Consider the following 15,346-nt stretch of genomic DNA (forward strand, 5'->3'; position numbering starts at 1 on the left):
CGTAGACCGCGAGTCGGGTTTCCCAGGGATGGTGTACACCCATGTTGATTCCATTCAAGGTTCAGGGTGTTGCACTAGCAACCTGAACCCGCCCGGGCGTTTTGGCGAGAAACGTGCTCTTTGGCGGGACTGGGCGAGGCATGGCCGGGCTAGGCTGGGCTGAGCCTGGGATGCCGCTAGGGCGTGAACTCGCGCTCGAACCCGGCGATGAACACATCGAGGCCGTGGTCAAACGCCGTGAGCGTGCGGAGCGCGGTGAGTGGCGAATCGTCGGCAGGCTCAGCGGCCTCGTCGAGGGGTAGCGTGCGGGCCCACACCATCAGGAAGCCGGTCGCGTACGCGTCGAGGGCGCCGAGCACCTCGTATGCTCGATCGGCTGGAACGCCCGCGCGGCGCAGCGACTCGACGATGCCCTCGAGGTGCTCGGCGACGGCGGCGGCCCCGTAGGGCGCGAGCGCGAGGAGCTCGAACGACGCCGGGTAGGCGGCGGCGAGGTCGCGGTACGCGAAGAGCGAAGCGCGGATCTGCTCTTGCCAGGTGGGGTAGGTGGTGCCGGTCACCAGCAGGAGCCTGCTGCGCTCAAGAAGCTCCTGCACGATGGCTGCGATGAGGTCGTCGCGGTTCTTCACATGCGAGTACAGGCTCATCGTGCCGCAGCCAAGCGTCGATGCGAGTGTTCGCATCGACAGCTTCGTCAGCCCGTTCTCCTCGATGAAGGTGATTGCCGCGTCGGTGATTGAGGCCCGGCTCAGGGGGGCTGGCTGTTCGGCTCCCTGATCGGCGTTCGACTGAAACTCTTGACACTCGGACATTTCTTCACTTTACTAGCCATACATCGCGCACCGTACAGTGTACGGCGACGCAACGAAGCGTCCGATACTAAGGGAGAAGTATGTCAATCACCCACCTGACAGCCACAGAGGCGACGGCACTGTTCGAGTCGGGGGAGCTCTCGCCAGTCGAGCTCCTCACCCAGACGCTCGCGCGGCTTGACCACGCGGAGCCCGCGATCAACGCAGTCAGCGAAGACCTGCGTGAGTCGGCATACGCTGCCGCGAAGGAGTCCGAGCAGCGTTTCAGGGACGGCACCGCTCGGCCGCTCGAAGGGATCCCACTGATCCTCAAGGACGAGCAGCCGATCAAAGGACATCTTGCACAGGACGGCTCCCTGCTGCTCAAAGGGGAGCGCGCCGACGTCACACACCCACTCGTCGAGCGCATCGCCGCGGCGGGCGCCGTCATCCACGCGCGCGCGACCAACCCCGAGTTCTGTTGCTCCTCGGTGACGCACTCGAAGCTGTGGGGCGTGACCCGCAACCCGCACAACACCGACATCACGCCCGGTGGCTCCTCGGGCGGCTCTGGTGCGGTGCTCGCCGCAGGATCGACTCTGCTCGCCACGGGCTCAGACATCGGTGGATCGATCCGCATTCCCTCCTCCTTCTGCGGCGTCGTCGGCTTCAAGCCGCCATTCGGCCGAATCCCAGGCCTTGCCCCGTTCAACAGTGACACCTACTGCGCAGACGGGCCGATGGCGCGATCGGTTGCAGACGTCGCGCGGTTGCAGAACGTGATGGCTGGCGCGTGGTCGGGGGACCAGGCCTCGCTCCGCGAACGGCTCACGCTCACCGCTCACCCTGGCGCACTCGCAGGAACGCGGGTCGCGCTCTGCCTCACGCTCGGCGACTACGAGCTCGACCCCGCGGTCCGCGCGAACACCCTCACCGTCGGCGAAGCGCTGCGGGCAGCGGGAGCCACTGTCGACGAGGTCGAGGTGCCATGGACGAAGCACGAGATCTTCGAGCTCATGTGGACCCACTTCGGCGCGATCATGGGCACCTCGATCGAGGACACGCTGCACGGCGATGAGAGCCGCCGCGAGCTCATGATGCCGTACACCCGCGCGTTCGTTGACCGCGCCGGCAGCTCGCTGAGCTACGCGGAGGGGCTCGAGGGGGAAACGCGGTTCTACCGCCCGCTCGGTGAGCTGCTCGAGAGCTACGACGCTCTTGTCTGCCCGACGGTCGCGAGCACCGACCTCGCGGCCGACGCCCCAGCCGACAACATCGACGAGGTATTCAGCACCATGCTGACGATGCCGTTCAACATCATCGGCAGGGTGCCTGTGCTCGCAGTTCCGTCGGGCCGCGCCTCAAACGGGGTGCCCACCGGCGTGCAGATTGTCGGGCGCACGTACGACGACCAGACTGTGTTCAGTATCGGCGCAGCGCTTGAGGCCGAGCTTTCGCTCTGGACCGGAGCTGACTGGTGGCCGAGCCTGTGAACGGCGAGGAAGCCGTGACCGGAGGGAGCGGCTCCCGCGCGCTCCCCATCGCGCTCATGCAGCTGAGCTCGTCGCCGTCGCTCGACGCGCTTGAGGCGGAGGTCTCCCGGGTGCTCGCCTCCTACCCTGCGACAGAACTCATCGTGTTCCCGGAGCTGCACCTCACGAACCCCTCGGAGGGCTTCACAGGTAGCGACGCGCTCGCGGACAACGCCGAGCCGATCGACGGCCCCCGATCCGCGCGACTCGCTGAGATCGCACGGACGCACGGCGTCTGGCTCATTCCCGGCAGCGTCGTCGAGGCAGACGGCGACGCGCGCTTCAACACGATGCCCGTCTACTCGCCGGCCGGCGAACTCGTCGCAAGCTACCGCAAGATTTTTCCGTGGCGGCCCTACGAAACCTGCACGCCAGGCAACCAGATCGTCTCATTCGACATCCCGGGCAGAGGGCGGATCGGGCTCACCATTTGTTACGACGCCTGGTTCCCCGAGATCCACCGACAACTCGCCTGGGACGGCTGCGAGGCGATCATCAACGTCGTGCTCACGCCGACGATCGACCGAGAGCAGGAGCTCGTGCTCGCCCGCGCGAACGCGATAGTCAACCAGGTCTTCATCGCGAGCGTGAACGCTGCGACCCCGGCGGGCGTCGGCCAGAGCCTCATCGTCGACCCCGAGGGCCGAGTGCGCAGCCGTGCGGTCGGCGCGGAGCCCTGCGTCATGACCGACGTGCTGAGGCTCGGCACCGCCTGCGAGGTCCGCACGTCGGGCACTGCCGGGCTCAACCGAGTCTGGCAGCAGTTCGACGGCATCGAAGACGGCGCCGCCATCGACCTTCCCATCTACGGGGGCCGGATCACGCCAGCAACCTGGCGCCCCGCTTCCCACTAACACCAACCCAGCCACCCGATCTCAAAGGAGCGATCAGCAATGTCAGAACAGGTGAAGAAACTCATTCCCCAATTGGGGCTCACAGGCCTGGTGGTCTTCGGCCTCTCATACATGGCGCCAGCCGTCGTCATCGCGACCTTCGGGGTCATCGCGACGCTGTCGCACGGCGCTTCAGCGCTCGCATACGTCTTCGCGACCCTCGCGATGGTGCTCACGGCCCTGAGCTACGGAAAGCTCGCGCGGGCGTTCCCTGCGGCCGGCTCAATTTACACGTACGCGAGGCGCACGCTCGGCGGCAAAGTCGGGTTTCTGTCGGGCTGGGTGATCCTGCTCGACTACATGTTCCTCCCGATGGTCGCCTGGCTCATCACCGCGCTCTACTTCTCAGCGCAGTTCCCCTTCCTGCCGCCGTGGGCGTGGGGCCTGATCCTTATCGCGTTCTGCACCCTCGTGAACGTCGTCGGGCTAAAACTCGCCGACAGGTTCAACAGGGTGCTGCTCCTGCTCACCCTCGTCGGTGTGCTCGCGCTCATCGGCTTCGGCATCGCGTTCGCCTCGGGAACCACGAACGAAGTGGGTGTCGCGATCTGGCCCGAGGGCGCGACGATCTCCGCGGTCGCTGCGGGCGCGGCAGTCGCCGCCTACTCCTTCCTCGGGTTTGACGCGGTGAGCACGCTCAGCGAGGAAGTCAAAGACCCGAAGCGCAACGTTCCGCGCGGCATCGTCTACGTGGTACTTGCAGGTGGCGTGATCTTCGTGCTCACCTCGTTCGTCATGCAGTGGTCCCACCCCGGCACCGAGTTCGCAAACACCGACACCGCCGGCTTTGAAGTGCTGAACCTCATTGGCGGGCCGGTGTTCGCTGGGCTCGTGAACTCGACGATCCTGATCGGCGGGATCGCCTCCTGCGTCGCCGTACAAGCGAGCGGGAGCCGACTGCTCTTCGTGATGGGCCGCGACGGCGTCTTCCCGCGGAAGGCGTTCGCGTTCTTGCACGACAAGTTCCGCACACCGGTCTTCAACCTCCTGCTCATCGCCGCGATCGGCCTCATCGGACAGTTCCTCACCGTCGGCGACGCGACCTCGCTCATCAACTTTGGCGCGTTCCTCGCCTTCACCGTCGCGAACGTCTGCGTCTTCGTGCTCTGGTTCAAAAACCGCGACAGGATGCCGATTCGCACCCACTTCTTCGGGTTCATCCTCATCCCCGTGCTCGGCGCGGCAGTCGACCTGTTCCTGCTCTTCAGCCTCGGCCCGCTCGCCCTGACTGTCGGAGGCCTCTGGCTCGCGGCAGGAGTCGTCTACCTCGCGTTCCTCACGAAGGGCTTCCGCAGGCCGGCTCCCGGGCTTGACATCGACGGCGCCGAGCGCGGCGACGCTGGCGCGCAGGTGAGCACACGCACCGCGGCCGCGCCCGCCCTCGGGGAGGAGATCGAATGAGCGAGGCGACTGACCAAGGCGCACTGGCTGGCGCAGGGGCCGGAGTAGCGGCCGATACCGGAACGGGAAGCGCTGCGGCGTTCGGTTCCGGAGGCTCCCTCGCCGTCGTGGGTGCCCGCCTGCGGCGGAACGTCGCGGAAAGCGGTGAAGGTGCTGCGACAGCGATCCTTATCGAGGGCGGCGTCATCACCGCTGTCGGCACCGACGACGAGATCCGTCAGGCGGCGCCCGCCGGCATCGAGATCATCGACGCTCGCGGCGGCACGCTCACGCCAGGCCTCTGGGATTCGCACGCCCACCCAGACTCCGGGGCAGTGTCGACCCGAGGTATCGACCTCGGCGGTGTGAGCACGATCGCCGAGCTGCGTGACCGCCTTGCCGCCGAGCACGCGAGGCTCGCCCCGGGCGAGTGGCTCGAGGGGTGGAACCTCGAGTACGAGATGTTCGAGGTGGGCGGCATCGACCGCTCGGCGTTTGAGGAAGTGACTGGCGACCGCCCAGTCTTCCTCAGGTTCTACGACGGGCACACAGGTCTCGCCTCGGGGGCGGCGCTCGCCGCAGCCGGGGTCGAGGAGCCGATCCGCTACCCAGACGGCAGCGAGACCGTCGTCGACGAGACGGGCCGCTTCACTGGCGAGCTCTGCGAGATGTCGGTGCTGAGCTTCATGACCGAGGCCGTACCGATGGCCGACCTCGAGGCCGAGCTCGACAGGCTCGAAGCCGTGCTGCTGCGGTTCGCAGCCGCCGGACTCACAGGCTGCGCCATCATGGACGGCGGCCCGCGCACCCGCGAGATGCTTCGCGAACTCGAATCGCGCGGCAGGCTCCCGCAGCGCATCGTCGTGCACGAATGGCACAGGGTGCATTTCACGGATGCGGATCAGGATCGGATCATCGCCGCGAAAGACGAACGCGGCCGCCTGTGGGAGGGCGGCGCAGTAAAACTCTTCTCAGACGGAGTGATCGACACTGGGACAGCGCTGCTGCACGAGCTCGACACGCAGGGGGAGGGTCTGCGCGCGGCGTGGCCGGAATGGCCCGAATATCTGCGGGTGCTCGGCCGCTACCACGACGCGGGGATGCTCGTCGCGACGCACGCTGTCGGAGACCGGGCGGTGAACGACGTGCTCGACGCCTACGCAGACCTGCCGGCGCGGGCAGCCGGGCTGCCCGCGCACTCGATCGAACATCTCGAGGTGATGAGCGACGCAGACGTTGCGAAGCTCGGCGGCTCAGGCATCACCGCATCCATGCAGCCCCTGCACATGCAGTGGCGCAGGGAAGACAACTCAGACAACTGGTCGCAGCGCCTTGGCGAGGATCGCTGGGGCACAGGCTACCGGGCCCAGAGCGTACTCGACGCCGGTGCGCGGCTCACACTCGGATCTGATTGGCCCGTCGCCGACTACGACCCCCGCGTCGGAATGGCATGGGCACGCGGACGCCACGACCCGTCTGCCGAGCAGGCGCCCTTCGAGCCAGGCGAACGGCTGACCGGCGAAGACACCCTCCTCGCGTACACGCTGTGGCCTGCCCTTGCCCGCGGCCACAGCGACAGGGGGCACCTCTCGGTGGGGGCTGTCGGCGACGTCACACTGTTCGGTGGCGATCCCGTGACGGCGACGCCTGAGGCGCTGCCCGGCCTGCCAGTGCTGCTCACCGTCGTTGACGGGCGCGTCGTGCACCGAAGCGAGGGCGTGTAGGCGGTGCCGGGGTGCCTGGGGCCCTGGGGCCTGGGGTGCCTGGGGCCCTGGGTGCCTGGGGCCCTGGGTGCCTGGGGCCCTGGGTGCCTGGGGCCTGGGTGACTGGGCCCCTGGGGCCTGGGTGACTGGGGTGCCGGGGGCCTGGTGACGCGGTTCTCCCGTGCTCGAGTTGACAGTTGTTGTCGCATGGGCTGTCGGTTGGCGACAACAACTGCCAACTCCGGGCAGGCTGAGTCCGGCCCGGGCTGCCTGCTGCCCTAGCCGGGCTGCTCCGAGCCCGGCTGGCGTGTCTCCGCGTAGTGGTCGAGTGTGCCGTCTCGCATCGCTTCGCGGAGCAACTCAATCTCGGCCCAGTCGGGCAGCACGATTGACTGCCCGTCGCCCGACGTGCCGGTGCCGAGGGTCGGGCTCGTGAAGAACGAGATATCGCCCTTGCGGATGTTTCGCATGTCGTAGCCGAGGCTTGCGGCCTTCGTGAGCGTGAGATCTTGATCGACGATGAGGTACGGCTTCAGCGCATCGAAGGTTGCCGTGATCTTGCCCGGGTTCGTCAGCGTCTCCTTGCTGAGCATCTGCGAGAGCAGGCCCTTCAGATAGATCTGCTGGTTACGGGCACGCTGGTAGTCGCCATCGTCGAACGCGTAACGCTCGCGCACGAACCCGAGCGCTTCCTCGCCGCTGAGAGTGATCTTGCCCTGCGCGAAGTCGAAGCTGCCGTGGTGCGAGGTGAACGCGATCGGGTTGTCGACTGTTACGCCGCCGACGGCGTCGGTGAGGCCTTTGAATGAGTCGAAGTCGACGAGCGCGACATGGTCGATGCGCGCGTCGATGAAGTTCTCAACCGTATTCACCGCGAGCGGGATGCCGCCGAAGGCGACAGCGGCGTTGATCTTCGCCTCGCCGTGGCCTTGGATCTCGACCCAGTTATCGCGCATGATCGACATGACCGTGACGTGGTCGCGGTTCGGTGAGATCTGCGCGACCATGATCGCGTCGCTGCGGAAACCTTTTAGATCTTCGGCGCTCGCATTCGGGTCTGTGGTGTCGCGCGAGTCGGAGCCGAGTAGCAGCACGTTGATCGGTGCATTCTTGCCTGCGGGAGGCTCGACGGCCGCGGGGCGTTCGAGGGTCGGGTCGACTGTGTCGACGCGTTCGATCTCGTTGTACGCGTTGTTCAACAGGGCGTAGGCGACACCCGCGCCGATGCCGATGAGGGCGAGGATCGACCCGATAACGATGAGGGTGTTGCGCAGACCGTGCCGCTTCTTTGGTGCTTGATTCTTCGACTCCTCGGAGGCTTCAGACAGCATCTTTTCGAACTCGGTTAGGTTGTCACCCATGCGGTGCTCCCTCGGGGTAGGTGTGGCGCGACGACGCTCGGCCAACGGCGGGAGCAACGTAGATTCGGCAGCTTTCAGGGTAACCGAGGCGTCTCGCGTTCGCCAATCATCGAGAGTATTGCCAGGCTCCAAACGGCTAGACTGCGTGTTTGCGCGGTACGCGTACGCACTAGGGAGGCCCACAGTGACCGATTCACCGCACGGGATTAAGGGTTCGCGCAGGCGCCTCTCAGCCCGTCAGCGGGTTGGGATCGTCGGCCTCGGGTTGGTTCTTCTCGTTGCACTCGCGATCACGCTCAACCCGACCCCGGTAGATCGTGGGCGCGGCGATGACATCCGCGCCTTCCTTAACGTGCTGCATGGGTTTGGTGTTCCAGAGTCGTTTGGTTACTTGCAGCTTGAGTTCACGGCGAACGTCATCATGTTCGTGCCGCTCGGTCTCTTCTTTGCTTTGCTCGGGGCTGGACGCAGGTGGTGGGTCGCGGCGATCCTCTTCCCGTTTGCGCTCTCGTGCGGCATCGAGTTAGCGCAGCTCATGTTTCTGCCCGAGCGCTTTGCAGATGTATCTGACATCATCGCGAACACGATAGGCGGCTGGATCGGGGTCACGATCGCTGCCATCTTGCCAGGCAGGCGCGTTTCAGGCGCTGCTCAGGAGTCGTTCAGCGCTTCGTAGGCTTCTCGTAACCTGGCTCTGACGTAATGAAGTCATGAGGAAACTGCTGCACCGCTTGCTTGACCTGCGCAGTGATGCACCCGCCTACCGCACACTCGATTGCCGCCACGGACTGCACGCAGGCTGCGCCGTGTGTGATTGCGGGTGCCACGCGTAGGTGCGGAGCGGCACGCACGCGTAACCGCACAGGCTTGCACGCCTATTCTCGGTCGGGCCGCACGGTCTGGCATATGGTTCCTGTGGGTAAAGCTATGATTGGCTAAGGACCAAGCGCAGAAGCTCCGTGTCACGTGGAGTGCAATTCCGCCCGTGAACGGAGTAGGCTACGCCTGTTGGGTTTTTTGCTCGGCATAGGCGCCTCGACTCTACCCGGAGACATACAACAGAGCATGTTGGAAAAATCTCGCACCAGCCCACTGGTGAGCGTGATCGTGCCTGTTTTCAACGGCGAGCAGTTCTTGTCGCGTTGTCTGGACTCGATATTCGCGCAGACAATGCCCGATTTCGAGGTGCTCGTCGTCAACGACGGGTCGACCGACGGCACCGCGAGTATCCTCGCTGACTATGCGGCACGCCACCAACAGCTCGTCGTTCTGGAACAGGCGAACGCGGGTCAGGGTGCGGCGCGCAACCGGGCCCTCGACCTAGCGCGCGGCGAGTTCGTGCTCTTCGTGGACGCTGACGACTTCATCGAACGCGTCACACTCCAGGTGACGACGGAGCGGGCGCTCGAGGACGAGTCTGATCTCGTGCACTTTGATTGGAAGTTCATCCGGCCAAAGCCCGACCACTTGGGCAAGTACGACTACTACAACATCGAGCCCTTCTGGCACCAACGGATGCTTGAGGGGGCTGAATGCGAGCAGCTGTTTCGCATGCACAGCTACTTCAGCGTCACCAACCTCTATCGGCGCTCGTTTCTTGAAAGGCACGACCTGCGCTATGAGGAAGGGCAGATTTACGAAGACAATCCCTTCCTCGCGCGGGTGTTTTCTCTGGTTGAGCGTGTCTCGCTGGTTCACTCGCCCCTATACATAATCCAGGCAAGCCCAAACTCATCAACGAAATCGGGAACTGATACTCCCAGACATATGAGAGACCACCTCTCTGCAGTACGAAAGAGTTTCGCCACAATTTCGCCACGAACCCCCGCAACGCTTGGTGACCTCGCCGAATATCACCTCGAGAAGTTTTCCACCTACTACGGACGCCGGGTGCCCAAGCATTTGCGAGCAGATTATGCGCGAGAGTTCGTCGAGATTCTCGCCGCGCAAGACCTCCAATTCACGACCTTTGGTAGAAAGACCAGCTGGCTCACGAAGGCGTGCCTCAATCTTCGTGTCTTCGAGGATGACAAACCACAGACTCTCCAGCGCCTGATCGCTTGGAAGGACTTCGCGACGCCCCCCGCGAAGAAGCTTGTATCCGCAGGTAAAAAGACGAAGCGGCGGCTACGGCATCCGTTGCGGACCATCAACACGGTCGTCTCTGGCAGATCTCCTGAGGTTGCTCCGGGTACGATTCTTTTCCTTGGGTTCGACTACCGTTACACAGGGAACTCGCGAGCGCTTTTCGAGGAACTGCTCGCCGACGAACGCTTCCGAGATCGTGACATCCGTTTTGCAACGACGGATGCACGTGTGCCATCCAGGCACCGGATTCGACCAGAATCGATTGCGTTTACGCGTGCAGCCGAACGCTCCGAGCTGGTCATTGCCGAGACCTGGGTTCCTGCGTCCGTTCCAAAGAGCGCGGGCTCTACATGGGTTCAGCTGTGGCACGGTACACCGATCAAGCGGATGCTCTTTGACTCGCATGAACGGGAAATCACTAAGGCTCGACCGGCGCATAAGGTCAACAAGTACAAGGACATCCAGCGGTGGGACTATTTCGTCGTTGATGGGGAGCTTGCTGCTGAGCGGTTTTCGACGGCCTTCTTACTGACCCCCGAACGCTTGCTTGTCTCCGAATATCCACGTGTGACACAAATGAAGTTGTTTGAGAATGGAACCCGGTCGCTGCCGGAGCTTGAAACTACAAGGCTGAGCTCGGATTCGCGGGTCTTACTTTATGCCCCTACTTGGCGGGACAAGCTGTATGGGATCCGGTCACGCAATGGTCCCCAGGACTCTCAGACGGACCTCGCTGCGATAGCTGATGCGTTAGGTGAACCTTGGGTAATTCTCGCTAAGAACCATCCTTATCTCCTCCAGACAGGTCTTGTTCGTCACCCACGCGTTTTGTGGGTAGACAATGTCGACATCTCAGACCTCCTCCCAGCCGCCAGCATTGTCGTAAGTGATTTCTCGTCGATGATGTTCGACGCTAGTGCTCTGGGTATTCCCATTCTTCGGATAATCCATGACCGCCACGGGTTTGATCAAAGCAGAGGAACTTACCTCGGCGGAGCGCCTTGGCCAGAGATTAGTTCTGATGAAGATGCCGAGCATATTGCTTTGCGTATTCACCGTATGTTGAAATGGGATAACGGAGAGATTATCCCGCTTGAGCAAAGCCGTCACTTGGCAAGCCTTGCTGATCAACTGCACCAAGTCCAAGAATTGATCCGGTAGAGGCCTGTGATGATGGCACTCAAAATACCAGGTAGATCGGGCCGCCTTGCCGGGCTCCTACCCAGAGCAGCATCAGGCGGGGCTGTCGGCCGCGTCGCGTTGGTGCCCCGACTGGGTCGAAAGAGACTGTTCTTTTCTCGGGAGTTCGCGCTTTGACTGTTGAGCACGCACTCGACCAAAGTTTGGGCTGGCTCCACGTGTACGAGAACGCTATGAACTCGAATGGTCTGGATGTAAGAACGAGTGTCTGAGGTAAATGATCCAATGAAGTTTGTTGCAAATATCGACCCGGGGGAACGTACCCCAAATGCTCAGGCAGAACTGAAAGTGTCTAGCTTCGGCTCGAAGCGGGCAGACCAGTATCCTTCCGCTATCATCGCGGAACTTGCGGAGCTATACGAGCTTGCCGACGGACGGCATGAGGGCGAATTCCATAGTTTGGTTGGGGATTCACGTCTCCCGAAATCTTCGCAAGACCGAGACTTGCTCAAGAATCTTGTCCAGGCGGCCGCCGGACAGCGGCTCCCCCTCGTCGCCCGCCTGGTCGGAACTGCCGACAAAAGCGACCCGCAGCTGATCCTTGGCTTGTGGCTTCTATGTGAGCATTTGAACTATCAATTGCTACAGCGGATTGTTTCAGATTACTTGCAGGAAACCGGATCGGAACGAACCCTAGTTCAGGTGGTGGATGAGAGTGCCGTGTGCTTCCTGAGCGATATTTGGCGATTACACGATTCCCACGCGTCGGACTTGGTGGGCTCTGAAGTGCGCAGTTTTATGCATTTACAGACTTCAGGGAGGTCACAAGGGTTAAGTCAGCTCTTGGGACTTGACGAGATCCAGCTCGGCGAACTGTTAAGAATTCTGGAACTACTAAGGGTGGGCTCGCGATACGATCACCTCGCGGGCCGCAGACAGGTGGACGTTTGCAGTCCCGAAGTCTCATCCGTAATTGGAGGGATTTCAGCCGTATTTGGGGAGGTACAGCTGCGAAAGGCGCTTGATTGGGTTTCGGCAGGAGAATGGCGGCTTGGCATGGTTTGCTTGGAAAGGCTCGCGGCCGACCCAAGGCTAGACGCCAAAGATTGGTCGACGGTTAAACAGGTGGGAGATTTCTGCCGAGTGCAGCTGCGATTGAGTTCAGAGAACCAGCACGAACTGGGTACTCTCGAAGAGGTATCTCACTCTGATGGGCCGATGGCTCTCCTCAACCTTTTGCAACGGGCCATGGTGAATGGAAATGAGCCTATGGCTGTTCTAGATGCCCTGGAGGCCTCTTTTGGGTCACCAGGGGAAACGCCAAACCCTTTGTATGAAGCTGCTGTGGCTATTGAAGCAAACCGCAATTGTACCGGCCCCAGCGCCTTGGCTGAACTTGGTGATGTCGCCGACACGCTACTGGAAGGGTCAAAATTTGAACGCGCGGTGGGGCATGCTCTCCGAGTTTTTCAAGCGCATGCGTTGATGCTGCGCGGTCACTTCAAATGGGCGCTGAGAGTTTGTCGATACGTGAAGTCAATTGAGTCTTACCAGTTTGCGGGTGAATCCCCGTTCGAAGAGTTCCTGCAGCAGGATCTTCGGGCGTTGACCTCAGTTTCTGGAGGTGCATAGGCATGGATAAGGACATGAAGGTCCATCTCGATAACCGAGCAGAGGAGCATACGCCTCACTTTTCGGTAATTGTGGCCTTGTTCAACTCGGAACTCACTGTTTCTGCGACTCTCGATTCATTTGACTCGCAGACGCTACAACAGGGTGAGATGGAATATCTCATCGTAAACGATGGATCCGATGATAGATCACTTGAGATCGCCTTAAGATGGGCAGAGCGACGCCGGAACGTAGTAGTTGTAAGTACACCGAACTCTGGGATCGCCTCGACACGCAACGTTGCGCTTTCTATGGCGCGAGGAACATGGGTGACATCGGTCGACCCTGATGACATTGTTGAACGTCGGTACTTCTCTGAAGTCTTGAAGATGATGGCGCTTGACAAGGATCAGCGAGTCGCGCTTTTCAGTACTCGTGTTCTAATCACCAAGAACGAGAACGGAAAGTTCAATTCCAAGCACCCATTGGATCGTAAATTCAAGTCCGGCAATCGTTTTGTTGATCTTAGAGATGAACCGAATGCGTTCGCGATCGGGGCCACCACCTTCTTGAGGCGGCAAATCTTGACAACTGCCAATTTGAGGTTCGATGAGCGCATCGCCCCCTCATTTGAGGATGGAAACCTCATCCTTAAGTACCTCGCACGCTGCAGTGAACCAGTCCTAGGTATCGTGGCATCGGCGCACTATATGTACCGAAAAGTGGAAGGCGGAAGCTCAGCTGTACAAGGAGGATGGGGGCGCGCTGAGAAGTATATCGATCAGGTTCGGTGGGGTTACCTTGGCGCTTTAGCGTATGCGCGCCACCACCTTGGACACACCCCAGATTGGCTCGCCCTTGCAGTGTGCTATGACCTGATGTATTACTTCAAGGAATACACTAAATACAACTCTAAAACGCGATGGGTCGGCGACGAAACTGGAGAGGCGTTCCTCGGGTACTGTTATCAGATCTTCGAGTTCATCTCGATAGACCAGCTACGTTTGCTGGAGCTGAATTCGCCGAATTGGAACTTGTTGCAGACGTTGCGTATCGCCTTTGGCGGAGATCAATCACCTGGCAGGCTCTACAGGTGGGGGCGGCGGCCCGATGGGAGGTTCAACTTCACTGCGATGTATCGAACGGGATCAGAGAATCTCCAGCTATTTAGCAATGGGTCTCCGGTCTCCGTCCGAGTTGAGGGCCAGAAGACCCACGCCTATTTTGGCAGACCGCTGGTAGAAGAGATCGTCTTCTCGCTGCCCGAGGGTGACGCCGCGTTAATCGTTGATGGGATGCTATGTCCGCAGGGGGAGGGCGAGAAGCCAAACCGCACCGAACCAAACCTAGTAAACAAAAAGCAGTTGGCTGAGATGACAAAGCTTGCGCGGCGAAATGCCTTTGAATGGAGCAAAGGCGACCGTAGGGTTGAGCGTGTGCGGGTTGAGTCTTCGATTCTCCAGGTGCACCCTGTAAAGATCCTTGCCCGGAAACTTCTTGCACGGCTCAAGCCGTCGAAGCGCGTTCCTAGCGCAAAGCTCAGCCAGTTTAAGACGGCAGTCCAGATTCCAAGTGGATTTTCGGCCGACTTCAACTATGAGGGATGCTGGTATTTCCTGGATCATCCCGACAGAGCGGATGACAACGCCGAGCATCTTTATCGCCACGTACTTCAGCACCATCCGGAGATCAATGCAGTCTTCGGGCTAGAACAGACAAGCCCGGACTGGGAAAGGCTCGAGCGGGACGGGTTTAAACTGGTGGACTACGGCAGCCCAGAGTCCACGGCTGCGGCCTTGGCCGCTGACGTGGTGCTTTCATCCGACGCTGTCGAAGCGTGCATGTATCCTGCACCTAGAAAGATATTTGGCCCAGCAAAGCACAAATTCGTGTTTCTCCAACATGGAATCTCCGAGAAAGACATCTCCTCATGGCTTCGTGGGAAGAAAATCGACCTGTGCATCTGCTCGACTATTGACGAATTCAACGCCTTTGCCTGGAAAGACTCCCCGTATGAGTTTAAAGAGTCTCAGCTGGCATTGACCGGATTCCCCCGGCACGACGCCTTACTCCGTAAGTCGTTGGCGAGGCGTGGCTCGCAGATAGTAGGAGTTCGAACCCCAAAGCTTCTAGTGATTCCAACTTGGCGCCGAGACTTGAAAGCCATGATCGACGCCGCACCGAACAGCGAGTCAGCCAATGAAGTCTTCAAGACCTCGCAGTTCGGCGTTGCCTGGTGGCAATTCCTCGAGGACCCGAGACTCCTTGAGGAGATCAAAGCGGGGAAACTAAACGTGGATTTCCTTCTTCATCCAAACTTTGGAGATGGATTGACGGGAGTCAATGCTCCCGAAGGCGTGAGATTCTTGCAGCATGGAGAGAAACCCTTCCAAGAAATGCTTTTAGATTGTGATCTCTTTATGACTGATTACTCATCCCTTGTATTTGAAGTTGCTTACTTGGGTAAGCCGGCTAGTTATTTCCAGTTTGACAAGGAAACGCTTGGGTCGGGAAGCCACTCTTGGGTGCCGGGTTACTTTAACTACCACACAATGGGATTGGGCCCAGTCCACCACAGTTCAGAAGCTGCTGCGGACTGGGTGCTTTCCATGATCGATAGCAACTGCGAAGTTGATCCAGAGTTCGCTGTTCGTGCGGATAGGACCTTCTATAAGCGGGACGACAGTAACTCCGCTCGAGTCGTGTCGGCTGTACGCTCGATGCTGGACGGACGGGCACGATCAGTGCCCGACCAGCTTCCGGACCGGGCACAGCTACCCGTATACGGAGCTTCTTCATGGAGCGATTGGGAAGCTACATCGGGATGAGTTGTCAAACGCTTTACTC

General features: G+C 60.9%; 10 protein-coding genes. 8 read left to right on the forward strand and 2 right to left on the reverse strand.

The window, feature by feature from the left end; genetic code table 11:
• Window positions 1-176: 176 nt before the first annotated feature.
• Window positions 177-812, reverse strand: a complete 636-nt coding sequence (locus ACF07D_RS12845) for a TetR/AcrR family transcriptional regulator (RefSeq protein ID WP_255808918.1) — start codon at window positions 810-812, stop codon at window positions 177-179.
• Window positions 813-892: 80 nt separating this feature from the next.
• Here ACF07D_RS12845 and ACF07D_RS12850 point away from each other — a divergent pair, with 80 nt between their 5' ends.
• The 4 genes from ACF07D_RS12850 to ACF07D_RS12865 are packed head-to-tail and all read left to right on the forward strand — an operon-like array spanning window position 893 to window position 6,320.
• Window positions 893-2,284, forward strand: coding sequence for an amidase (locus ACF07D_RS12850; RefSeq protein ID WP_391505162.1), 1,392 nt, complete (start codon window positions 893-895; stop codon window positions 2,282-2,284).
• Window positions 2,269-3,177: a carbon-nitrogen hydrolase family protein gene (locus tag ACF07D_RS12855; protein ID WP_391505163.1), complete on the forward strand. Its 909-nt coding sequence runs from the start codon at window positions 2,269-2,271 to the stop codon at window positions 3,175-3,177. Before ACF07D_RS12850 ends, ACF07D_RS12855 begins: the two co-directional genes overlap by 16 nt.
• A gap of 39 nt (window positions 3,178-3,216) precedes the next feature.
• The gene (locus tag ACF07D_RS12860; protein ID WP_391505164.1) at window positions 3,217-4,617 is read left to right on the forward strand and encodes an APC family permease; all 1,401 of its coding nucleotides are present in this window, start codon (window positions 3,217-3,219) and stop codon (window positions 4,615-4,617) included.
• A complete protein-coding gene (locus tag ACF07D_RS12865) occupies window positions 4,614-6,320 on the forward strand; it encodes an amidohydrolase (protein ID WP_391505165.1) in 1,707 nt (568 codons plus the stop codon). The genes ACF07D_RS12860 and ACF07D_RS12865 overlap by 4 nt, the downstream gene beginning before the upstream one ends.
• A gap of 257 nt (window positions 6,321-6,577) precedes the next feature.
• Here the strand turns inward: ACF07D_RS12865 and ACF07D_RS12870 are convergent, their stop codons facing one another.
• Window positions 6,578-7,660, reverse strand: a complete 1,083-nt coding sequence (locus ACF07D_RS12870) for an LCP family protein (protein ID WP_391505166.1) — start codon at window positions 7,658-7,660, stop codon at window positions 6,578-6,580.
• A 184-nt stretch (window positions 7,661-7,844) separates the two neighbouring features.
• On the opposite strand from ACF07D_RS12870, the gene ACF07D_RS12875 reads away from it, so the two are divergent.
• The 4 genes from ACF07D_RS12875 to ACF07D_RS12890 all read left to right on the forward strand — a co-directional run bounded on the left by ACF07D_RS12875 (window position 7,845) and on the right by ACF07D_RS12890 (window position 15,327).
• Window positions 7,845-8,336 carry a VanZ family protein gene (locus tag ACF07D_RS12875; protein WP_391505167.1) on the forward strand — a complete coding sequence of 164 codons (492 nt, stop codon included), beginning with the start codon at window positions 7,845-7,847 and terminating at the stop codon, window positions 8,334-8,336.
• 332 nt (window positions 8,337-8,668) lie between these two features.
• Window positions 8,669-10,909, forward strand: a complete 2,241-nt coding sequence (locus ACF07D_RS12880) for a CDP-glycerol glycerophosphotransferase family protein (RefSeq protein ID WP_391505168.1) — start codon at window positions 8,669-8,671, stop codon at window positions 10,907-10,909.
• Between the two features lie 264 nt (window positions 10,910-11,173).
• A complete protein-coding gene (locus ACF07D_RS12885; RefSeq protein WP_391505169.1) occupies window positions 11,174-12,520 on the forward strand; it encodes a hypothetical protein in 1,347 nt (448 codons plus the stop codon).
• Window positions 12,521-12,522: 2 nt separating this feature from the next.
• The gene (locus ACF07D_RS12890; RefSeq protein ID WP_391505170.1) at window positions 12,523-15,327 is read left to right on the forward strand and encodes a CDP-glycerol glycerophosphotransferase family protein; all 2,805 of its coding nucleotides are present in this window, start codon (window positions 12,523-12,525) and stop codon (window positions 15,325-15,327) included.
• The last annotated feature ends 19 nt before the right edge of the window (window positions 15,328-15,346 follow it).

It is taken from the genome of Leucobacter sp. NPDC015123, assembly GCF_043080205.1.
GTDB classification, from domain to species: Bacteria; Actinomycetota; Actinomycetes; order Actinomycetales; family Microbacteriaceae; genus Leucobacter; species Leucobacter aridicollis_A.